19 protein-coding genes are annotated in these 20,167 nt (G+C 47.8%); 10 read left to right on the top strand and 9 right to left on the bottom strand.

Annotated features, from left to right (window positions below; all coding sequences use genetic code 11):
• The first annotated feature begins 9 nt into the window (after window positions 1-9).
• Window positions 10-1,545 (top strand): galactarate dehydratase, encoded by a 1,536-nt coding sequence (gene garD, locus ACEW9O_RS22750; protein WP_373552510.1) that lies wholly within the window; start codon window positions 10-12, stop codon window positions 1,543-1,545.
• A gap of 135 nt (window positions 1,546-1,680) precedes the next feature.
• Window positions 1,681-2,604 carry a 5-dehydro-4-deoxyglucarate dehydratase gene (gene kdgD, locus ACEW9O_RS22745; RefSeq protein WP_373552509.1) on the top strand — a complete coding sequence of 308 codons (924 nt, stop codon included), beginning with the start codon at window positions 1,681-1,683 and terminating at the stop codon, window positions 2,602-2,604.
• Window positions 2,605-2,642: 38 nt separating this feature from the next.
• Here kdgD and ACEW9O_RS22740 read toward each other — a convergent pair whose 3' ends face one another.
• Entirely contained in the window at window positions 2,643-3,218 is a 576-nt protein-coding gene (locus tag ACEW9O_RS22740) for a thymidine kinase (protein WP_373552508.1), read from the bottom strand.
• A 130-nt stretch (window positions 3,219-3,348) separates the two neighbouring features.
• Entirely contained in the window at window positions 3,349-3,948 is a 600-nt protein-coding gene (locus ACEW9O_RS22735; protein WP_373552507.1) for a hypothetical protein, read from the bottom strand.
• Between the two features lie 266 nt (window positions 3,949-4,214).
• Between ACEW9O_RS22735 and ACEW9O_RS22730 the strand changes: the two genes are divergently transcribed.
• Both ACEW9O_RS22730 and ACEW9O_RS22725 read left to right on the top strand, forming a co-directional pair.
• Entirely contained in the window at window positions 4,215-5,786 is a 1,572-nt protein-coding gene (locus tag ACEW9O_RS22730; RefSeq protein ID WP_373552506.1) for a M20/M25/M40 family metallo-hydrolase, read from the top strand.
• 228 nt (window positions 5,787-6,014) lie between these two features.
• Entirely contained in the window at window positions 6,015-6,464 is a 450-nt protein-coding gene (locus tag ACEW9O_RS22725; protein ID WP_373552505.1) for a hypothetical protein, read from the top strand.
• Window positions 6,465-6,477: 13 nt separating this feature from the next.
• Here ACEW9O_RS22725 and ACEW9O_RS22720 read toward each other — a convergent pair whose 3' ends face one another.
• From ACEW9O_RS22720 to ACEW9O_RS22700, 5 genes are all read right to left on the bottom strand, one after another.
• Window positions 6,478-7,245: an exodeoxyribonuclease III gene (locus tag ACEW9O_RS22720; RefSeq protein WP_373552504.1), complete on the bottom strand. Its 768-nt coding sequence runs from the start codon at window positions 7,243-7,245 to the stop codon at window positions 6,478-6,480.
• Between the two features lie 208 nt (window positions 7,246-7,453).
• Window positions 7,454-8,200: a ferredoxin--NADP reductase gene (locus ACEW9O_RS22715; RefSeq protein WP_373552503.1), complete on the bottom strand. Its 747-nt coding sequence runs from the start codon at window positions 8,198-8,200 to the stop codon at window positions 7,454-7,456.
• A gap of 66 nt (window positions 8,201-8,266) precedes the next feature.
• Window positions 8,267-9,184, bottom strand: coding sequence for a GYDIA family GHMP kinase (locus ACEW9O_RS22710; protein ID WP_373552502.1), 918 nt, complete (start codon window positions 9,182-9,184; stop codon window positions 8,267-8,269).
• A gap of 6 nt (window positions 9,185-9,190) precedes the next feature.
• Entirely contained in the window at window positions 9,191-10,543 is a 1,353-nt protein-coding gene (locus tag ACEW9O_RS22705; protein WP_373552501.1) for a hydroxymethylglutaryl-CoA reductase, read from the bottom strand.
• A 7-nt stretch (window positions 10,544-10,550) separates the two neighbouring features.
• Window positions 10,551-11,576 carry an isopentenyl-diphosphate delta-isomerase gene (locus ACEW9O_RS22700; protein ID WP_373552500.1) on the bottom strand — a complete coding sequence of 342 codons (1,026 nt, stop codon included), beginning with the start codon at window positions 11,574-11,576 and terminating at the stop codon, window positions 10,551-10,553.
• A gap of 554 nt (window positions 11,577-12,130) precedes the next feature.
• On the opposite strand from ACEW9O_RS22700, the gene ACEW9O_RS22695 reads away from it, so the two are divergent.
• Window positions 12,131-12,892: an NUDIX domain-containing protein gene (locus tag ACEW9O_RS22695; protein ID WP_373552499.1), complete on the top strand. Its 762-nt coding sequence runs from the start codon at window positions 12,131-12,133 to the stop codon at window positions 12,890-12,892.
• Here ACEW9O_RS22695 and ACEW9O_RS22690 read toward each other — a convergent pair whose 3' ends face one another.
• Window positions 12,893-13,405 carry a hypothetical protein gene (locus tag ACEW9O_RS22690; RefSeq protein WP_373552498.1) on the bottom strand — a complete coding sequence of 171 codons (513 nt, stop codon included), beginning with the start codon at window positions 13,403-13,405 and terminating at the stop codon, window positions 12,893-12,895.
• A gap of 608 nt (window positions 13,406-14,013) precedes the next feature.
• Here ACEW9O_RS22690 and ACEW9O_RS22685 point away from each other — a divergent pair.
• From ACEW9O_RS22685 to ACEW9O_RS22665, 5 genes are all read left to right on the top strand, one after another.
• A complete protein-coding gene (locus ACEW9O_RS22685; protein WP_373552497.1) occupies window positions 14,014-14,598 on the top strand; it encodes a GNAT family N-acetyltransferase in 585 nt (194 codons plus the stop codon).
• Window positions 14,591-15,787, top strand: coding sequence for an argininosuccinate synthase (locus ACEW9O_RS22680; RefSeq protein WP_373552496.1), 1,197 nt, complete (start codon window positions 14,591-14,593; stop codon window positions 15,785-15,787). Before ACEW9O_RS22685 ends, ACEW9O_RS22680 begins: the two co-directional genes overlap by 8 nt.
• A gap of 115 nt (window positions 15,788-15,902) precedes the next feature.
• Window positions 15,903-16,859 (top strand): N-acetyl-gamma-glutamyl-phosphate reductase, encoded by a 957-nt coding sequence (argC, locus tag ACEW9O_RS22675; protein ID WP_373552495.1) that lies wholly within the window; start codon window positions 15,903-15,905, stop codon window positions 16,857-16,859.
• Window positions 16,860-17,074: 215 nt separating this feature from the next.
• On the top strand, window positions 17,075-18,220 hold the full coding sequence (locus tag ACEW9O_RS22670; RefSeq protein WP_373552494.1) for an aspartate aminotransferase family protein: 1,146 nt from the start codon (window positions 17,075-17,077) through the stop codon (window positions 18,218-18,220).
• 187 nt (window positions 18,221-18,407) lie between these two features.
• Complete coding sequence (locus tag ACEW9O_RS22665) at window positions 18,408-19,355, top strand: N-acetylornithine carbamoyltransferase (protein WP_373552493.1); 948 nt, start codon at window positions 18,408-18,410, stop codon at window positions 19,353-19,355.
• 81 nt (window positions 19,356-19,436) lie between these two features.
• Here the strand turns inward: ACEW9O_RS22665 and ACEW9O_RS22660 are convergent, their stop codons facing one another.
• Window positions 19,437-20,030: a YceI family protein gene (locus ACEW9O_RS22660; RefSeq protein ID WP_373552492.1), complete on the bottom strand. Its 594-nt coding sequence runs from the start codon at window positions 20,028-20,030 to the stop codon at window positions 19,437-19,439.
• Window positions 20,031-20,167: the final 137 nt, after the last annotated feature.

Genomic DNA, 20,167 nt, shown 5'->3' with positions numbered 1-20,167 from the left:
CCTACGAGTATGAGCGCAACCATTCAGACCATCATTCAAACTACGCCCCTGGACAATGTGGGGATCGTGCCCAATTTGGAAGGCATCCCAGAAGGAACGACGCTTGAAAAAGGGCTTGTAGCGCGCCAGCACATCCCGATGGGCCACAAAATTGCCTTGAATGATATTCCGACGGGCGCAGCCATCATCCGCTATGGTGAAACCATTGGACTAGCCAGCGCCTTAATCCAGGCCGGCGAATGGGTAGACCATACCCGGATGTTGCTCCCAGAAGCCCCCCGGCTTGAAGATATTTCTCTCGATATCAGCCCCAAATCCATTCCAGAACCTTTGGAGGGCTACACCTTTCAAGGGTTTAAAAATCCCGATGGCAGTGTGGGCACCAAAAACGTACTCGCCATTGCCACCAGTGTACAATGTGTGGGTGGCCTGGCTCAGTACGTTGAGAAAAAAATTCGCCAGGAATTGCTGCCCAAATACCCCAATGTAGATGATGTGGTTGCGCTCAATCACAGTTACGGTTGCGGCATTGCCATTGATGCTCCGGCCGCGATGGTGCCCATTCGAACCTTGCAAAACATCATCCACAATCCCAATTTTGGCGGCGAAGTGATGATGATTGGGCTGGGCTGCGAGAAGTTGCGCCCGGAACGATTAATGGCTGAAACCAGCGATTCTGGTCAAGGGCACATCCTGTACCTGCAAGACGAAGCTTTTCAGGGGTTTGCGGGCATGGTAGCTGGCATCATGGAAATGGCCGAAGCCCATTTGCAAAAACTGAACCGTCGCCAACGGGAAACCTGTCCTGCCTCCGATCTGGTGGTGGGCATGCAATGCGGCGGCAGCGACGCCTTTTCGGGTCTGACGGGCAATCCCGCCTCCGGATTTGCCGCTGATCTGATTGTACGTGCTGGTGGGACGGTTATGTTCTCGGAAGTGACCGAAGTGCGCGACGCCTGCCATCTCCTGGCTGCCCGTGCCATCGATGCCGATGTGGCAAAAGCCCTGCTAGAAGAAATGCGCTGGTACGATGAATACCTAACCCTGGGGCAGGCCGATCGCAGCGCCAATCCCACGCCAGGAAACAAACTGGGTGGACTGAGCAATGTGGTGGAAAAAGCGCTCGGGTCGATTGCCAAATCGGGCCGTAGCCCCATTGTCGATGTATTAAAACCGGGCGAAAAAATCCGCCGCAAGGGCCTTAATTTTGTCGCTACTCCGGCCAGTGACTTTGTTTGTGGTACCTTGCAACTGGCCGCCGGGATGAACGTGCACGTGTTCATCACCGGGCGGGGTACGCCATACGGATTGTCGATGGTGCCGGTCATCAAGGTAAGTTCCAATTCCAAGCTGGGCAATCGTTGGTTTGATTTGATTGATTTTGATGCAGGGCCGATTGCTTTTGGTGAAAAAAGCATTGAAGAAATGGGCTGGGAACTATTCCACCTGATTTTGGAAGTGGCGAGTGGCCGCACCCAGGTGGCGTGCGATAAATTGGGGATACACAATGAGTTGGTCTTGTTCAACCCGGGGCCATTGACGTAAAGTGATTTTTCGAACTGCAACCATAAATTTAGGCTGTACGGCCACCCTTAGGTGATAACTAAGGTGCCTAAGGTTTCTTAGGTGGCGAAGAAAGAAAAAACACTCGTTCTATTTATTCAACAAGTTCAAAAACACATGGCACTTTCTCTGGATAAAATTAAATCGGCCCTGGAAGACGGCCTCTTGTCCTTCCCCATCACCGATATGGATGAACAAGGAGCCTTCAAAGCCGATAGCTACGCCGAAAGGCTGAGCTGGTTCGTCTCGCACGGCGTTTCCAGCGTATTTGTAGCGGGCGGCACGGGAGAATTTTTTTCCCTATCCAATGCCGAATATCAAGAGTTGGTCGAAGTAGCCGCAGATACAATACAAGGTGCAACCCCAGTCATTGCTGGGGCCGGACGCAGCATCACCGACGCGGTGGCTTGTGCAAAAATGGCCGAAAAAGCAGGCATCGATGCCCTGTTGCTCTTTCCCCCTTACCTTACGGAATGCCCAGCCGATGGAGTGGTGCAGTACGCCACAGCAATCATGGAGCAAACGAGTTTGCCCGTCATCTATTACAATCGGGGCAATGGCGTCCTGCAAGCCGAGCACGTTGCTCGACTAGCCGAAGCCTGCCCCAACCTGATCGGCCTCAAAGATGGCACCAGCAACATGCAGGATTTGAACATGATCATCCGCACGGTGGGCGATCGCTTGTCCTACATCGGTGGCGCACCAACGGCGGAGATCATTTCAGAGGCGTATTTATCGGTTGGGGTGAATACTTATTCCTCAGCAGTGTTCAATTTTGTACCCGAACTGGCCAATCATTTTTACAAAAGTCTGCGCGCGGGAGACAATGCGATGGTGGAAAAAATCCTGCAAGTTTTTTTCATTCCCTTTGTACAATTGCGGAATAAGAAGAACGGTTATGCAGTGAGTTTGATCAAGGCGGGAGCGCAAATTGTAGGGCGTAGTGCGGGCAAGGTCAGAGCGCCACTAGTCATGCCGACTGCGCAGGAAATGGCAGAATTAGAAAAATTGATTGAAAGGGGCCTGGCTTTGGTGGCCTAAAAAATGGGATGAGTCAAGTGCTGGTGCAACACATCCTTTCAAATCACCTTCCCCAAATGATAACAAGTCCGGCACCTTGGCTCATAAACATTTTTTTCTCCCAGCACCACCGTCGCTTCCTCTTCTGACAAGCGATACGAGTGCGTAGCCAGGTTGCCACAATGGGGGCAAATGGCGTGTACTTTGGTGATGTATTCTGCAATGGCCAACAAATCCGGCACTGGACCAAAGGGCATTCCCCGGAAGTCCATGTCCAGGCCTGCCGCGATCACCCGGATGCCACGCATAGCCAGCTTTTCACAATTGCGGGGCAAGTCCATGTCGAAAAATTGCGCTTCATCAATCCCTACTACACTTACCCTTTCCGACAAGGCCAACAACTGATCCGAATGTTCAATGGGCGTGGAATGAATCGAATTGGCATCGTGTGAAACCACTTTTGATTCATCGTAGCGGGTATCTACTTTGGGTTTAAAAATTTCTACTTGTTGGTTGGCAATTTTTGCCCTGCGCAAACGGCGGATCAATTCTTCGGTTTTTCCGGAAAACATGGAGCCGCAAATGACTTCAATCCAACCGCTGCGGTGCCCTTTGAAATGTGGTTCGAGAAACATAGTGCTTGTACTTTCTGTAGTGTTGGTTTGTTTTGCAGGAAAAATAAACAAATATCATCAGAACAATCAAAAGATTAGTCAAATCAGAAAAAACAAACCAGGCAGTAAAAGCTACAAGGCGGAATAGCATCTACAAAATCCACTTTTTCCCCACCAAGACCACCAACTGTTGCCCATAAAACACATAAGGCGCAAATGCGGTATTTTCATTGTTGTCGTCACTCAAACTAAACATACTGATCAAGGGCGTATTTTCATTGAACAAGTGATCCGCCAGGTAAGGGACCAAACGATTCAGCACACGAGTCCGGCGAGTAAGGAATTGTTGTTCTGGATCACGTTCGGTATAGGTTTCATCGCGCATGAACAATCCGCGGAAAAAAGCTGGAAACTTCCGACGGCTGAGTTCTTTGCTTTGGCGATAAATGGTGAGTGCATCCCAATAATAGTCGTCCAATTCGAGGTATTGAGTATCCTCGGGCCAAAGGTTTTTTACGGCGGTAAACAATGCTTTGATGTCTCCCACCCGCACATTTTCGTAAGGCATTAAGCCCAAGGACTCGGGACGATCGTAAATATGTAGGTAATTTACAAACCCGGGACCATAAGCTTCCGCTCCAAATTCTCGCTCTGTGGCAAGGATGGCAGCAACGTCTTCTTGCAAATTCTGGTTGGACATTTGGTGTAGCAGTAGTTCAATGTCATTGAGCAAAAAAGGCAGTGGCGTCATGGTGGGTATTTTTGTAAAAAAACGACTTTATCCCGGACATTTTATTAAAATTCAGGTTAAAGAATGGTGAAATTTGGGACAAATGGAAACAAAATTACCGCTGACACTAATTTAGCCTACCTCCGAATCTATTTTACCCCCTTTAGTCTACAAATTGGATTTTACTTCCAGACTTATTTTATTTTACAGCATTAAATCTAATTTTTACAATGCCCCCAATGGCGTGAGTGATCGGGGGCATCACCATTTAAAACCGGAGTATGATTATGAAAAAGCTCTCCTTACTGTTGTTATTGGTCATTGCAACCAGTTTCAGCCTCCTGGCACAGGATGCGCCCAATCCAACCCTCAACACCGCCATTCGCAAGCATGGTATGGAAAAAAGCCAGGTGATGGACATTGCCTCCTGGGTTTGTGATGTATATGGACCACGTTTGACGGGTTCTCCGATGCTGGACAAAGCCACGGATTGGGCACAAAAAACGCTCAAAGATTGGGGCATGAGCAATGTACACCTCGAAGCCTGGGGCCCATTTGGCCGGGGTTGGGAGTTCTCCCATTTCGAAATGCACGCCACTGCGCCTAGCTATTTCCCGATCATTGCTTATCCCAAAGCCTGGTCGCCCAGCACCAAGGGACTCGTAAGTGGCGAGGTAATTTATTTGCAAGCCGACGACGAAGCCGACCTCGAAAAGTACAAGGGCAAACTGAAGGGAAAATTCGTATTCCTGGACACCATCCGCACCATCAATGAATGGTTTGATGCACCAGCCAAACGTTTGGTAGCTGAAGACCTGCTGAACATGGCTAATGCCCCAGCTCCAGGTCGCCGCCCCGACCGCGATTTTAACCGCTTGGGTGGTTTTTCTTTCAACCAAAAGTTGTTCAAATTCATCGTTGCAGAAGATCCGTTGGCAGTGATCGATCGTGGCTTCAAAGGTGATTTGGGTACTGTGTTTGTTTCCGGTGCACGCGCAGATGAAGGCCGGGTACAAGACCCCAAAGCCAAGGTAATTCCTCAGGCCACCATGTCGGTTGAGCATTACAACCGCATTTTCCGCCTGATGCAAAAGGGCATTCCAGTGACTTTGTCGATGGAATTGAAGGCCACCTATACCAACCCCGACGGGATGGAGCACAACATCATTGCCGAGATTCCTGGTTCTGACCTCAAAGATGAAGTGGTGATGCTGGGTGCCCACTTTGATTCCTGGCACACGGGTACGGGTGCTACCGACAACGGTGCAGGCTCTGCGGTGATGATGGAGGCTTCCCGGATCATTCTGGAAACCATCAAAGAAACCGGGATCAAACCTCGCCGGACCATTCGCCTGGCACTGTGGACAGGCGAAGAGCAAGGTCTGCTTGGTTCAAGAGGTTATGTAAAAGACCACTATGCCAATACCAGCCCCGAAGGTACCATTCAAAGCCTCAAAGAGGCCGAACAAAGCAAAATATCGGGTTATTTCAACCTGGACAACGGCACCGGAAAAGTGCGTGGGGTTTACCTACAAGGCAATCCAGGGGTAATGCCAATCTTTCGGGCCTGGTTAGATCCATTCAAAGATCTGGGCGCTACTACCTTGACCATGCAAAACACAGGCGGCACCGACCACCAGTCTTTTGATGCGGCGGGTATCCCTGGCTTCCAGTTCATTCAGGAGCCAGTGGCTTATTCCACCCGCACTCACCACTCCAATATGGACAACTGGGATCACCTCGTTGCAGATGACCTGAAGCAGGCTGCTACCGTGATTGCTTCTTTTGTATTGCATACTGCGATGCGGGATGAAAAATTGCCTCGTAAGGCTACTGAATTGAAGGCTGGAAGTAATTAATGTGTGATGGATGGAACTTTTTGAGGTGTATCACAATTGATAGAACTCAATTGGATCACAAAAGTGACATTTTATTAGCACAAAGAAAACACAAAGGGGCACAAAGAACACAAAGTTAGACGTAGACGACGCTTCGCTTTGTGTTCTTTGTGCCCCTTTGTGTTTTCTTTGTGAAAAAGAATGTCGCTTTGGGTAATTCGCTTTCATCACTAATTAAGTTGCAAACAAATGGACACTTCTACCACTATTGCGGTATCTCCAACCGAGATTGAAGAACTTGTTGCCGGATTCCAAAACCACAGCCTACCTGCCGAACGCTGGACCCACCAGGCGCACCTGATTGTCGGTACCTATTTCGCCTATCATTTTCCACTCGAACAAGCCATTTATTACCTGCGCTCCGGCATCATCACCTACAATATAGCCACCGGGGGCAAAAACACCCACGAGCGGGGTTACCATGAAACGGTCACCCAACTGTGGGCCAAACTGTTGAAAGCTTTTGTGCAAAAAAAATGTGCGGGCCTTTCTTTGGCTGAATCTTGCACGGTATTTTTGAATAGCCCTTATGCGGCACAGGAAATCATGTTCAGGTTTTACTCTAAAGACCTGTTGTTCTCTACCCAGGCCAGAGCCTTGTGGGTAGAGCCCGATTTGGCCCCCATCGATTGCGATTAGCAAAGATTACTTATTACAGGTTGTCGAATTCTACCAGCACCGGACAATGGTCGGAGTGCTCGGCTTCATTCATTTGGTGGGCGGAGTGCAAGTGGTCAAGCAGGTTGTTGCTCACCGATTGGTAGTCGATCCGCCAGCCCTTGTTGTTTTTGCGGGCACCAGCGCGGTAGCTCCACCAGCTGTATTCCACTTTGTCGGGATTCAAAAAACGGAAGGCATCCGTAAACCCGCTGTCGAACCACTTGCTGAGCCATGCACGTTCAGCTGGCAAAAAGCCCGAGGAGTTTTTGTTGCCTTTGGGGTCGTGGATGTCGCGTTCGGTGTGGGCAATGTTGTAGTCGCCCACGATGATGAGTTTTTTGCGCTCTTGTTGCAATTCATGCGCCCAACGGAAAAAATCATCCAGGAAAATCATCTTGAAATCCTGGCGTATATCGCCAGTGGTGCCGGAGGGAAAATAACAGTTGAGGACAGTTAGATCTCCGAAGTCGCTGCGGAGGATTCGGCCTTCGTCATCGTATTTGGACATGCCACAGCCAACCTCCACCAGATCGGGTTCGCGTTTGCTGAAGGTGGCGACTCCACTGTAGCCTTTTTTCTGGGCAGAATGCCAATAGGTGTAGTACCCTAAATCGACAATAGGGGAGAGGTCGACTTGATCTGGATTGGCTTTGGTTTCTTGCACACAGATGATGTCGAATTGGTGTTCGCGCACCCAGTCGGCCCAACCCTTGGTGAGGGCGGAGCGGATGCCATTGAGGTTGTAGGAGACGAGTTTCATAGATGCTGGTATGTTCCACGACATATGCCATGGGATTCCCACGGCTAGAGCCATGCTGTTCCCACGGCTAAAGCCATGGGGTGGTTTTGTATGGTTGCCTCCCACGGATAAATCCATGGGTTGGCGGAATTTATGCAAGAATTTTGGAGGCAACGGACAAACACACCCACTTTTTCACACTCACACCTCACATTTTTACTTATCACCTTTAGCCATAGAGTTCGGTGATGATTTGGCGCTTGTCGTAGCCGATTTTGTCGAACAGGTTGAGGACGGCTTCGTCCACCATATTCTGCCAACCACAAAGGTAAAATTTTACATCGGAACGTAGTGTGGCGTATTCATTTAGGTAAAAAGAATGGACGTAGCCAGATTGTACTTCAAAGGGAAATTGCGTAGGATCAAGTCCCGGTTCGCGCGAAAGGGCAACGGAGAAGCGGAAATTGGGCAAGAGTTTTTGCAACTCAATGAATTCCTGCTGATAGAGAATCCCTTCCACATGGCGGGTGCCAAAAATCAGGTGCAACTTGCGGTGGGGAATGTTTTCTTGCTGAATGTGTTGCAACATGCTGCGGAAAGGGGCAACACCTGTACCCGTGCAGACCATCACCATGTCGTGATCGATGGTTTCGGGCAATACAAAACCACCATCCGGGCCCTTAAACCGTAGGGTAGAACCAACCTGCACATCATCAAACAAGTACTCGGTGGCTTTGCCTCCGTCCAGGCGCACAATACAAAATTCCAATTGATTGCTTTCCGCCGGGGCGCTGGCAATGGAATAACTCCGCCAACGTTGCAGGCGTTTATCCCCAATGGGCAAATCCATGGTCACGAATTGACCAGGTTTGAAACTAAAGGCTTCTACATTGGGAATTTCTACCCAAAAACGGCGGGTATTTGGGCTGGCAGTTTGGATGTTGATGACGTTGGCGTCGTACCAGGTGGTTGGCATTGTTTGGCGTATTTCTTTACAAAACGGTGTAAAGATATAGTTTGTTTAGATTGTTTCTAAATAAAATCAAAGGATCATCTTCCCATAACTAAGGATTACCTCAAATCCCTTTTGCTGAAAATAGTTTTTTGTACTTGTTGCGTCCCGATCACTGGTCACCAGCACAAAATCTCCCCCCCAGGCTCCCAAAGACTTTACCTGCCCCCAATAATCCGAAAAATAAAGGTCTTGTGCACGGGGTAAGTCCAGTATTGAGCTTACAATCATTTCATGTCGAAGCATCAGCTCTTCAAATTCAGAGAGCGAAGTGCAGGCTATCACGTCCAAGGTCAATTGATTGATTTGGCCTGAACTGGCTTTTACTTGTTCACCCAACGCCCGGTACCGCAGAATACCATCTCTGCTGTTCTGTTTTTTTCCTAAATACACAAAGTAAAGTTGGTCGACAAAAGATGGGTGAAAAGCTACTAGTTGAGCAACCTGATTTTGATAAATAATGGGCCCTTTGGCCAGGGCACACGCCAAATCATAACCAGAACCCCCAAAGGTAGCGGCGAGTAAAACATATGGATTCACTTGTGCCAAATGTGCCACAAAACTGATGAGGGTAGAACTACTTCCTAAGCCCCAATGCCGAGAAAAATCCAGCTGGGTCGTAATCGCACAACCCGCCAAGCTGTTCAGGGGGATTTCCGACAATAAAAATGCCTGCTCCAATACTTGGATAAGCCGTTGGGTAGCTTCGGAAGGTTCGCCCGATAAAATCTTTAAGTTGGGAATTTCCAAAGTGGTATTAAACCAACAAGTACCATCGGCATCATAACTCTGCCAACTCAGTACGCCCGATTTTCCATGCTCAAGCTTAAAATGCTGCCCCAAACGAGTCGGCAATGCCAGTGCCATGGCCCCGTCTAATACAAAGTACTCTCCGGTCAGCAACAATTTGCCTTGCGTATGGTATGTTTCTTCTTGGAATGGCGACATGGGCATTTACATTGCGTTCACAGCGGGTTTGGTTTTTCCCTCTTCCCGTCGATCCAAAAACTCTCGCACTGCCGAGAAAGAAACCACCCGATCCTGAAAGTACTCCGCTGCGGCCTTACAAGCATCGGCATCGCCACCCAAATGGTTGAGGATGTTCATCAAGTGCATTTTCATGTGCCCTTTTTGAATGCCTGTAGTTACGAGGGATCGTACGGCTGCAAAGTTTTGTGCCAGGCCAGTGGCCGCTATGATCGACATCAATTCAGGTGCGGAGGGCTGCCCCAGAATTTCAAGGGATAAATTAGCCAGAGGGTGTAATTTGGTCAAACCACCTACAGTGCCAAGCGCAATGGGCAAATCCAGCCAAAATTTAAAAATTCCGTTTTCAACCCGACAATGGCTCAAACTCCGGTATTGCCCATCGCGGGCAGCGTAGGTATGGCCGCAGGCTTCGGTTGCCCTGAAATCATTGCCAGTAGCAATGACGACGGCATCCACACCATTGTAGATGCCTTTGTTGTGGGTGGTGGCGCGGTAAGGGTCAATCTCGGCAATGCGTACTGCTTTCGCAAATTTTTCGGCAAAGCCCAGCCCATCCAAATTGATACAAGCATCGTCCAGTTGCTCTACTGGGCAACTCACTTCGGCGCGTACGATACAATTCGGTGTATAGTTGGACAAAATGGCCATGATGACCTCTACCTCGCGTTCGCTTGCACTGAAACTTGGTTGAGCGCTGATGAAATGCTGTAAGCTGCGGCCAAACTCTTCCAATACCGAGTTGATAAAATTGGCACCCATCGAATCGCAGGTTTCAAAACCTACCTTCAACTGGTAATAATCCGCTTCCAGATGGCACATGTTCTGCAACTCAATCGATGAAATGCCACCACCTCGTTTTTCCATATTGCTGGTGATGTGCTGCACATCGCTGAGCAGGGTACGGCAGAGTTCAGGCATTAATGCCTCCAGTTTTGCGCTGTGGCCTTTCCAACTGAAGTGCAATTGACCCAATTTAGTGGTGCCTAACACGGTTGTTTTGAAGCCACCTTTGGGCAACCAAAATTTGGCAGCACTGGCGGCGGCGGCCACCACCGAACTTTCTTCGATGACCATCGGCACAGCGTACATTTGGCCATCCACTAAAAAATTGGGAGCAATACCGTAGGGAAAGACAAAATTGCTCAAGGTATTTTCACTGAATCCGTCCAGGATGCGCTGTATCTCGGCGTCTTCATGCCAAAAACTGTGGAGCGACTCCGTGGTAGTCCCCTCATCGGCTGAAAAGTTTTTGGCCAGCCAATTTATTTTTTCTGCTTTGCTCAGCTTATGGAGTCCCGATATTGATTTTTCGTGCATTCTTGTGTTATCTGACCTTTAAAAATGCTTGTGCCAGTTCCAAACCTTCAATTTGTGTGGCGATGTAGGCACGAAGGGGCTCGTATTCGCCCTGTGCGTGTTTCAAAAAACCAGAGGCTTGCCCATAAATGGCGGGGAAGTGCAATTTTTTAATGAGGTGATAGCCGTCCAAAAAGTTTTGCACCCCACCTGAAACAATTACTGCCGGGCATTGTACTTTATCGCCCAATTCTTGGAGCAATTGATTGACAAATCCTACCATTTCTGTCGCGCTATGGCCTACTTTGGCCAATTGTCCATAAATTAGTTGTTTGGCTTCCGAGTCACGCAGCAATTCCAATTTGGCAAAATTGGTGCCGCCTGCTGCTGCAAAATCGATTGCAGCTAAAGGCAGCTGCAATAAAGCTTTTAAACTATCCGGCCCCATACCTTGCCCTACTTCTTTGACGATAAGGGGTACCTCAAGATACTCCAAGACTTTTTCTATGGTGATTAGCGGCGCCTGCTGAAAACGGTCTCCCTCCGGCTGAAGCCATTCTTGGAAGGGATTGACGTGGATGATCAGACCATCTGCATCAAGTTTATCAAGCATTACATTGATGCGGTACAATTCGTTGCGTTCAATGAGTTGTTCCAATTGTGCGATCCCCAAATTGGCAAAAAGTGGTTGGTCTTTCATCAAGGGCTTTACGGCGAAATCAGCCAAGACATCGTCACTGTACAAGAGCGAGCGACAAGAGCCCAAACCCATACCCATGCCAAATTCGCCACAGGCTCGAGCCAGATTTTGATTGATGGTTCGCGCCATGGCTGTCCCTCCCGTCATACTGGACACCCAAAGTGGTGCTTTGAAGGTATGGCCTAAAAAAGAAAAAGGAGTCCAAGAACCTGGCTGAGGATGCGGACTTTGCAGCGGCTCATAGTAAAAACGCTGATCCAGTTCTTCTGACTTTACTTGTGAGTTGAAAGCCAGTTGAATGTGATCACGTTTGCGTTCTTCCGCGGTGGGATCATCCTCGGTTGGGGTCAACATGGCAGTTTGGTTTGGCTTCTTCATCAAAAGCGAGTATTCATCCAGCAAAATTAAAGAATTAGGGCGATAAAAAAATAAGTACTCGTTTTGACAAAGGATTAGATGAGTAAACGCTTAATTTAAAGTGTCTTAGCTAATCCTTTGGCTCAAGAAAAATGAGCACTTATTTTTGCCCCACTACTTATGCGGATGCAATGACGTAAAATCAATTTCGGGACTGAAACAAGATATGTGATGGAAAGTTTTGTGGGTAGAAAAGAAAGAAAAAAGGAGAGAAAAATAAATTTTACCTAATTTTGACAAATATGAAAAAGTGGAAGACAAGTCCGAACGAATTTTTGCTTGAGTAGCGTACGTTCGGACTTGGAGCTTCCTGCTCAAAATTAGAAACGCTTATTTACATAGAGGTAATCGCAATGTTGGTGGTGGAGCGCTTAAAAATGCCCCACAAGTGAATTCGTCAAAAACACACCATTGTGTGATTGTGACACAATGATAAGAATAATTATCTTTGTGTCCAAATCACACTAAGTTTTTTTTCTAACTTTTTTCAAATGGAAGAATTAATTACGGTACTAGGAGAAATCAAAGCGTTGTTTAATCGATCACTGGGCGAATTATCCATAGATTGTGTGGTTTTTGGCTTTCACGATGACCAACTTAAAGTGCTCTTGCTGAGGGCGAAAGGTACTGACGCCTGGAGTTTGCCGGGAGGTTGGATTTTTAAAACCGAACACCTCGAAGATGCTGCCTATCGCATCCTGAAAGAAAGAACTGGGTTAGACTCGATTTTCCTTCAGCAGTTCCACACCTTTGGTGCAAACAACCGTTACAACGGCAAAGAAATTATGGCTCGATTGGGTTTGCCAACTGAACATAATTTTTTCCCAGAAAGAGCAGTTTCCATCGGCTACTATGCATTGGTGGAATATTCGCTAGTAGAGCCCAAAATGGATTACATGACGGAAGAGTGTCGCTGGTGGGATGTCAATGAAATCCCTGAACTACTTTTTGATCACAATGAGATTGCTGCCAGAGCTTTAAAAGCCTTGCGCAAGCAATTTGATAACGAAGCATTGGGTTTCAACTTATTGCCAGAAAAATTCACCTTAATAGAATTACAAAGATTGTATGAAACCATTCTTGGATTGGAAAAAAACAAACTAGATCGCCGAAATTTTCAGAAAAAAATATTGAGTTACGGCTTTTTGGAGCGTTTGGAAGAACGCAAAACTGGAGGGGCCCACAAAGCGCCTTATTTGTATCGTTTTGATCCAGAAAAATACGCCACTTACCAGCATGAAAATGAAGTATAGTTATCCATTTTTTTTGCGCTGGCGAATAAAATAAATGCCTAAAAAGAAGCCAATCAAAGTGAGTAGCTCACTTTGGTTGGTTTCTTCATACAATTCTATTTCCCCACTTTCCTGCACGAAACGATATATGTATTGGTAGTTGACCGAAATGGGATCGTCGTCGGTACCTGGTAAATCATGGATGAGCTGCCAACGGGTATTAAAAATATTCTTGCGTTTCCACAGATAAACTTCTCCACTATTCAGGTTAATGATGGATTTGCCAAACATCTTTAATTGAATGGTACCGATTGGTTCCTGGTCTTCATTCGTAATGAGCACAGAGCGGATAAAGAGACCTTGCAAGAAAAAATTGACCACCACACCATTTAATTCAGACTGGATTTTTTGCCCAAAGGTGGAGAATTCCATTTTCCCCATGTATTGGCCCCCTTCATCTACAAATTGATACCCTTTTTTAAAGGCATTGGCCATCCATTTTAAACGGGAAGGGAAAGGGTAATGGTACAACATCTGAATTGGTATTTGACCTTCAAATAAAGCACTGGTTCTTTTGCTAAAAAAAGATCCCACCGGTTGGGTTAGATTCATCCGGTGGGTTGGTCTCAAGTGTTTTTGAGGCGTATGTCAGAAAGAAAAATTCACGTTTGAAGTTTTAAAGATAACATTTTTCACAAACAAGGGGAAAAAAGCGAGCGAAAATCCGCTACTTCCATTGATTGGGTACGTCTAAAGGTGGTATTTGGTTAATTTTTTCAAAAACCATCAAAAAAAAGCCATTGGAAATTGCATTCCATGTTGCGAACTCCTACTTTTGCTTTCACAATGAACGAACTGACTTTACATATTACCTTTACGCCTTACCGTCGTCGTTTCGTACGTCGCCCTTAGGGGGCGCAACTGTTTTTCTATACCCACCGGGGTAGGATGTACTTCCCTACCAAATACTACCAGAAATTGTATCTGCCAAGTTGAAAGTGATTGATGGTCAATTGCAGGGGTGTTACCAACACTTTTACCAAAAGATCATCACCTCCTCAATACACAGATTTGTGCGTGTTCTTTTGTTTTGTTCACCCAAATCCAGGCCTTAAAGACCTGTAAAACCATTAATGACTGAAATGGAATTTATCGTTGAGGTAGCCCAACCCGAGCATGAAAAGTACGCAGAAGCCATCTGCAATGAAATGCGTGAATCTGCCAAAGCCCGCGGTACTGGTATTGCTGAACGCAAGCCGGAGTACATCGTGAAAAAAATTCAGGAGGGTAAAGCAGTGATCGCCTTGCAGGGGGATACTTTTGCGGGCTTTTGCTACATCGAAACCTGGGGTCACGGCAAATACGTGGCCAATTCTGGTTTGATCGTTGCCCCCGATTTCCGCCGCTATGGGCTGGCTACCCGCATCAAAGAGCGCATCTTCGGATTGTCACGCGACAAATACCCGGATGCCCGCATTTTTGGGATTACAACCAGCCTGGCTGTGATGAAAATCAACTCTTCCTTGGGCTATGAGCCAGTCACTTTTTCGGAACTGACTCAAGAAGAGGCCTTTTGGGCGGGCTGCAAAAGCTGCCCCAATTACGATATTTTGGAGCGCAACCAACGCCGCATGTGCCTTTGTACCGCCATGCTTGCGCCTTCCAAAAACGAATTGGAGCAAATGAAACACGATTTATCTGACCTAATTGTTGTTGCAAATGTCTAATCATAAAGTTGTGCTAGCCTACAGTGGCGGGCTGGACACCTCGTTTTGTATCCTGCACCTTACCAGAGACAAAGGATTGGAAGTGCATGCCCTGACCGTAGATACCGGGGGCTTTAGTGCCGAGCAGTTGAAAACCATGGAAGAACGCGCCCTGGCTTTGGGCGCTAAAAGTTTCCGGGTGGCCAATGCACTGCAAGATTATTACGACCAGTGTATCCGCTACATGGTGTTTGGCAACGTGTTACGCAATAACACTTACCCCTTATCGGTAAGTGCCGAACGGATGTTCCAGGCTATCGAAACTGCCAAATACGCCCAGGAAATTGGTGCGGGTGCAGTGGCCCACGGCAGTACAGGAGCTGGAAACGACCAGGTGCGTTTTGATTTGGCTTTCAATGTATTGGGGCAAAACCTGGAAATCATCACCCCCATTCGCGACCTTCAACTTTCGCGCCAGGCCGAGATCGATTACCTGATCGAAGGTGGCTTCAACTGGAACTGGGAAAAAGCCAAATATTCCATCAACCAAGGCATTTGGGGAACCAGTGTGGGTGGTGCCGAAACCTTGACTTCACAAAAAGCACTGCCAGAGGAAGCTTACCCCACTCAATTGAGTGAAAAAGAGCCCAGCGTAGTGGAATTGCAGTTTGAAAAAGGGGAATTGCAGGCCGTCAATGGTCAAACTTTTGCGCACCCTACCGAGGCCATTCAAGCGCTGAGCAAATTGGCTGGACCATATGCGATTGGTCGGGACATCCACGTAGGCGATACCATCATTGGCATCAAAGGCCGGGTAGGTTTTGAAGCGGCTGCGCCACTGATCATCATCAAGGCACACCATTTGTTGGAAAAACATACCCTCACCAAGTGGCAACAATACTGGAAAGACCAAATGGGCAACTGGTACGGCATGATGCTGCACGAAGCCCAATTCCTCGATCCAGTGATGCGCAACATCGAAACCTTCTTGCTGGATACCCAGGAGTACGTGTCAGGCAAGGTTTGGGTAAAACTAATGCCTTACCGCTTCGAACTCCAGGGTATTGAATCGCCCAACGATCTGATGAACTCCGCCTTCGGTCATTACGGCGAGATGAACAAGGGTTGGACAGGGGAAGAAGTGAAGGGTTTCACTAAGATTTTGGGCAACCAGACGAAGATATTTCATTCAATCCATGGGAAAGGTTGAGAAAGTTGAGGAGGTTGAGGCTGCCGCAGCGACTTAGACATAGCCATTGTCTAAATCGCTGCGGCAGCCTCAACCTTTCTCAACCTTCCTCAACCTCTCTCAACCTTCCTCAACCATGCTAAAAGTAGGCATCATCGGCGGCGGCGGCTATACCGCAGGCGAACTCATTCGCATTCTGCAATACCATCCTGAAGTAGAAATCAGCTTTGTACAAAGCGTCAGCCAGGCGGGCAAATATGTACACGAAACCCACGATGACCTCGTAGGCGAATGCGACCTAAAATTCAGCGCAGAGCTGTCTACAGATGTCGATGCGCTGTTTTTGTGCATGGGGCACGGGCAGTCGCCAGCCTTTATGGCACAAAACAACATTCCCGATGAGGTCGCCGTGATCGATTTGGGCAATGATTATCGGCTCGATGACACCTGGGTATATGGTTTGCCCGAGTTGAACCGTGCAGCCATCCAGCAAAGCAAACGTATCGCCAATCCGGGCTGTTTTGCTACCGCTATTCAATTGGGTTTGTTGCCCCTTGCCCTGAAAGGATTGTTGAGCGCTGAAGTACACATCAATGCCATTACAGGGTCGACTGGAGCTGGTCAAGCGCCTAGTCCGAACACCCATTTTAGCTGGCGTGCCAACAACCTTTCAGTCTACAAAGCCTTTAATCACCAACATCTTGCAGAAATCCGACGAAGTCTCGTTCAGGCACAAACCAACTTTGTTGGCGACTTGAACTTCATCCCTTTGCGGGGAGATTTCACCCGAGGTATTTTTGCTACGCTTTACCTCGATTGTGACCTGAACGAAACGGAATTGCAAGTGCTCTACAGCCAAACCTATGCCGCAGAGCCTTTTACGTTTGTAACTACAGCCAATCCACACCTCAAACAGGTTGTCAATACCAACAAGTGTTTGGTGCACGTGGAAAAACACGGCAACAAAGTCTTCATCATCAGTGCCATCGACAACCTCACCAAAGGTGCCTCTGGCCAGGCTGTGCAAAACCTGAATTTGATTTTTGGCTTGCCGGAAAAAACCGGACTGAACCTGAAATCGCTGGCGTTTTAATCCATGCACCCACAAGTCCCACGAATAAATTCGTGGGCGGGATCATGGTTACATATACCCACGGCTAAAGCCATGGGTTATCCACAAACTACCCTGCCACCCCACGGGAATCCCACGATTTAAATCGTGGGTTACATCCGTGGGAGGCCATATATAGCCTCAACCCACGAATTTATTCGTGGGATATAAGCGAGCAGGGGATATCATCAAGCAATATGAAACTCTTCGACGTATATCCACTCTACAACCTCAAGCCCGTCAAAGGACAGGGCAACTACGTTTACGATGAAAAAGGCCAGGCTTACCTGGATCTTTACGGCGGCCACGCGGTGATCTCCATCGGCCACGCCCATCCGCACTACGTAGCAAAATTGACGGAGCAACTCAACGCACTGGGCTTTTACTCCAATTCCATCCAGAACGACCTGCAAATTGAGCTGGCGCAAAAACTGGGTGCCCTCTCTGGTTGTGACCAATACAACCTGTTTTTGTGCAACTCGGGCGCCGAAGCCAATGAGAATGCCCTCAAAATGGCCTCCTTTCACAATGGCCGTACCAAGGTGCTCGCCTTCAAAAAAGGCTTCCACGGGCGGACTTCTGCCGCGGTAAACGTAACTGACAGCCCCTACATCCAGGCCCCCATCAACAAAACTTTTCCTGTTGAACTCGTGGCCTGGAATGATTTAGAGGCGGTGCAAAAAAGCCTGTCCAAGGGCGACGTAGCGGCTGTAATCATTGAAGGCATCCAGGGAATTGGCGGCATTTACGTGCCCGATCCCCATTTGTTGCAGGAGATGCAAGCGCTTTGCCACCAGTACGATACGGTGCTGATTTTGGATGAAATCCAGTCAGGATATGGCCGCAGTGGTGAGTTTTTTGCCTTTCAACACGTGCCTGGAATTGAGCCTGATCTGATCACCATCGCCAAAGGGATGGGCAATGGTTTCCCGGTTGGTGGCGTACTGATTCACCCAAAATTCCAGGCCAAGCACGGTCTCTTGGGCACTACTTTTGGGGGGAGTCACCTGGCTTGTGCCGCTTCCATCGCCGTACTGGAGGTGATGTACCAGGAAAGACTGGTACAAAACGCCGCTGAAGTAGGTAGTTATTTGTTGGATGAGTTGGCAAAAGTGGAATTAATTAAAGAAATTCGTGGGGAAGGTCTGATGGTCGGGATGGAATTTGATTTCAATACCACGGAGCTCCGCAAGAGTCTTTTATTTGACGAAAAGGTTTTTGTGGGTTCTTCCTCTAATCCCAATGTCATTCGTTTGTTGCCAGCGCTTTGCCTGGGCATCAAGGAAGTAGACCTATTTATGGAAAAACTGGATCAGGCATTGAATAAACTGGAGCTTGAGTAGGAACGGAAACGAAATAGCGTCCCGTTCTAAAACCTGAATAACCCAAGCATTAGTAGTGGGGCAAAAATAAGTGTTCATTTTTTTTAGGCCAAAGGATTAGCTAAGGCACTTGAAATGAACCGTTTCCTTACGCTAATCCCTTGGCAAAATGAACATTTATTTTTTTATCGCCCCTTAAGCATACAGCATGAAAGACTTCACATCCGCTAAAGACGCAACTGACCTGGCTGAGCTGGTTCAATTGGCCCGCGACATCAAAGCTGACCCTTTCAAATACCGCGATGCAGGCAAGGACAAAACCATGGTTTTGTTGTTCTTCAACCCGAGCTTGCGCACCCGCTTGAGCACCGAAAAAGCGGCGCTCAACCTGGGCATGCAAGTAATCAGCATGAATGCCGACCAGGGCTGGACCCTGGAGTTTGAAGAGGGTGCCATTATGAACGCAGGTAGCGCCGAGCACGTCAAAGAAGCCGCAGCCGTAGTGAGCCAATACGCCGACATCATCGGTATCCGTACTTTCCCCGGCTTGAAAGACCGCGAGAAGGACTATTCGGAGCAGGTGATCGAAGCCTTCAAACGTTACGCCAGTGTGCCGATCATCAGTTTGGAATCGGCTACGCGCCACCCTTTGCAGTCTTTAGCGGATGTGATTACAATAGAGGAGTTTAAAAAGAAAGATCGCCCCAAGGTGGTATTAAGTTGGGCACCCCACGTACGGGCGCTCCCGCAGGCGGTTCCCAATTCATTTGTGGAATGGATGAAAATCGCCAATGTTGATCTAGTGGTGACCAACCCCGAAGGTTACGAACTGGCCGATGAATTTATGGAGGGCGTCCAGCTGGAATACGACCAAAAGAAGGCTTTTGAAGGCGCTGATTTTGTTTACGCCAAAAACTGGTCCTCTTACCGAGAATACGGCCAAATCCTGAATCAAGACCCTGCCTGGACCATCACGCAGGACAAACTAGTGAACTGGGCCAATGACGCCCGCTTTATGCATTGCCTCCCCGTACGCCGAAATGTGGTGGTGGAAGATGCCGTGCTGGATGGGCCAAATTCGATTGTGATTGCTCAAGCGAACAACCGGACTTGGGCGGCGCAGGCGGTGGTGAAGAAGGTGCTGGAGGGGTTGTAAATTTGCACAAAAAAAGCCAACCGGATTCCTCCGATTGGCTCCTCTTAACTTGTTTCCACAAGCAAGAATGTGTCTTAGTAGTTATTTACCAGCTACCAGATTCACTTCCAGTTCAAACTCATCATAGATCAGCTTGTCGCCCAAATCAGGGAAGAATTTGCCGGAACGGAACTTGATGTCGTAATCGGTACGGTCCAATTTAATGGTTGCTTTGCCGGTTGCTTTGCCACCAACCATAACTATATTGGCGTCAAAAGTGATCGATTTTGTCATGTTTTTGATGGTCATGTCACCAACCAGAGTATAGTTGCCAAGCTTATCCTTTGCAGTAACCTTCGTTGATTTGAAGGAAGCAGTTGGGTGCTTGTCCACTGCAAAAAAGTCGTCATTGGTCAAGTGTCCACGCAGACGCTCGTTGCCACCGCCATCTTCTACTGTAAGTGCTGCCATGTTGACTTCGAAACTAGTACCTACGAGTTTGTTCTTGTTCAATTCCAGGGTACCTACTTTGATCGGAACTTTACCGAAGTGTTTGCCCGTTACTTTTGCTGCAGTCCACTTTACGGAACTTGCGCTAGTATCTACTTTGTAAACAACTACTGCATTGCTGGCTGGGTTGGTAAAGGCCATGCCCATAAACGCTGCGCAGAGTAGGAGAAAAGTCAGATGCTTCATTGAAATCTATTTTAATGAATGAGACAATAGTGTTTTAGTGTTCGAGTGTGCTTTGGGAATGTAGCACTCCCCTATACAACTTCATCAAATATAAGGTTGCCTGTAAAGGAAAAAAAATAATCACAGGCGTTTTGCAG

This window comes from Haliscomenobacter sp., from assembly GCF_041740695.1.
In the GTDB taxonomy this organism is placed as follows: domain Bacteria; phylum Bacteroidota; class Bacteroidia; order Chitinophagales; family Saprospiraceae; genus Haliscomenobacter.
Note: the sequence above shows the minus strand (reverse complement) of the source record. Positions and strands in the feature narration are given on the sequence as shown.

Coding starts and splice junctions, on each gene's coding strand:
- garD (WP_373552510.1), top strand. CDS start 10: ATGAGCGCAACCATTCAGACCATCATTCAAACTACGCCCCTGGACAAT.
- kdgD (WP_373552509.1), top strand. CDS start 1,681: ATGGCACTTTCTCTGGATAAAATTAAATCGGCCCTGGAAGACGGCCTC.
- ACEW9O_RS22740 (WP_373552508.1), bottom strand. CDS start 3,218: ATGTTTCTCGAACCACATTTCAAAGGGCACCGCAGCGGTTGGATTGAA.
- ACEW9O_RS22735 (WP_373552507.1), bottom strand. CDS start 3,948: ATGACGCCACTGCCTTTTTTGCTCAATGACATTGAACTACTGCTACAC.
- ACEW9O_RS22730 (WP_373552506.1), top strand. CDS start 4,215: ATGAAAAAGCTCTCCTTACTGTTGTTATTGGTCATTGCAACCAGTTTC.
- ACEW9O_RS22725 (WP_373552505.1), top strand. CDS start 6,015: ATGGACACTTCTACCACTATTGCGGTATCTCCAACCGAGATTGAAGAA.
- ACEW9O_RS22720 (WP_373552504.1), bottom strand. CDS start 7,245: ATGAAACTCGTCTCCTACAACCTCAATGGCATCCGCTCCGCCCTCACC.
- ACEW9O_RS22715 (WP_373552503.1), bottom strand. CDS start 8,200: ATGCCAACCACCTGGTACGACGCCAACGTCATCAACATCCAAACTGCC.
- ACEW9O_RS22710 (WP_373552502.1), bottom strand. CDS start 9,184: ATGTCGCCATTCCAAGAAGAAACATACCATACGCAAGGCAAATTGTTG.
- ACEW9O_RS22705 (WP_373552501.1), bottom strand. CDS start 10,543: ATGCACGAAAAATCAATATCGGGACTCCATAAGCTGAGCAAAGCAGAA.
- ACEW9O_RS22700 (WP_373552500.1), bottom strand. CDS start 11,576: ATGTTGACCCCAACCGAGGATGATCCCACCGCGGAAGAACGCAAACGT.
- ACEW9O_RS22695 (WP_373552499.1), top strand. CDS start 12,131: ATGGAAGAATTAATTACGGTACTAGGAGAAATCAAAGCGTTGTTTAAT.
- ACEW9O_RS22690 (WP_373552498.1), bottom strand. CDS start 13,405: ATGTTGTACCATTACCCTTTCCCTTCCCGTTTAAAATGGATGGCCAAT.
- ACEW9O_RS22685 (WP_373552497.1), top strand. CDS start 14,014: ATGGAATTTATCGTTGAGGTAGCCCAACCCGAGCATGAAAAGTACGCA.
- ACEW9O_RS22680 (WP_373552496.1), top strand. CDS start 14,591: ATGTCTAATCATAAAGTTGTGCTAGCCTACAGTGGCGGGCTGGACACC.
- argC (WP_373552495.1), top strand. CDS start 15,903: ATGCTAAAAGTAGGCATCATCGGCGGCGGCGGCTATACCGCAGGCGAA.
- ACEW9O_RS22670 (WP_373552494.1), top strand. CDS start 17,075: ATGAAACTCTTCGACGTATATCCACTCTACAACCTCAAGCCCGTCAAA.
- ACEW9O_RS22665 (WP_373552493.1), top strand. CDS start 18,408: ATGAAAGACTTCACATCCGCTAAAGACGCAACTGACCTGGCTGAGCTG.
- ACEW9O_RS22660 (WP_373552492.1), bottom strand. CDS start 20,030: ATGAAGCATCTGACTTTTCTCCTACTCTGCGCAGCGTTTATGGGCATG.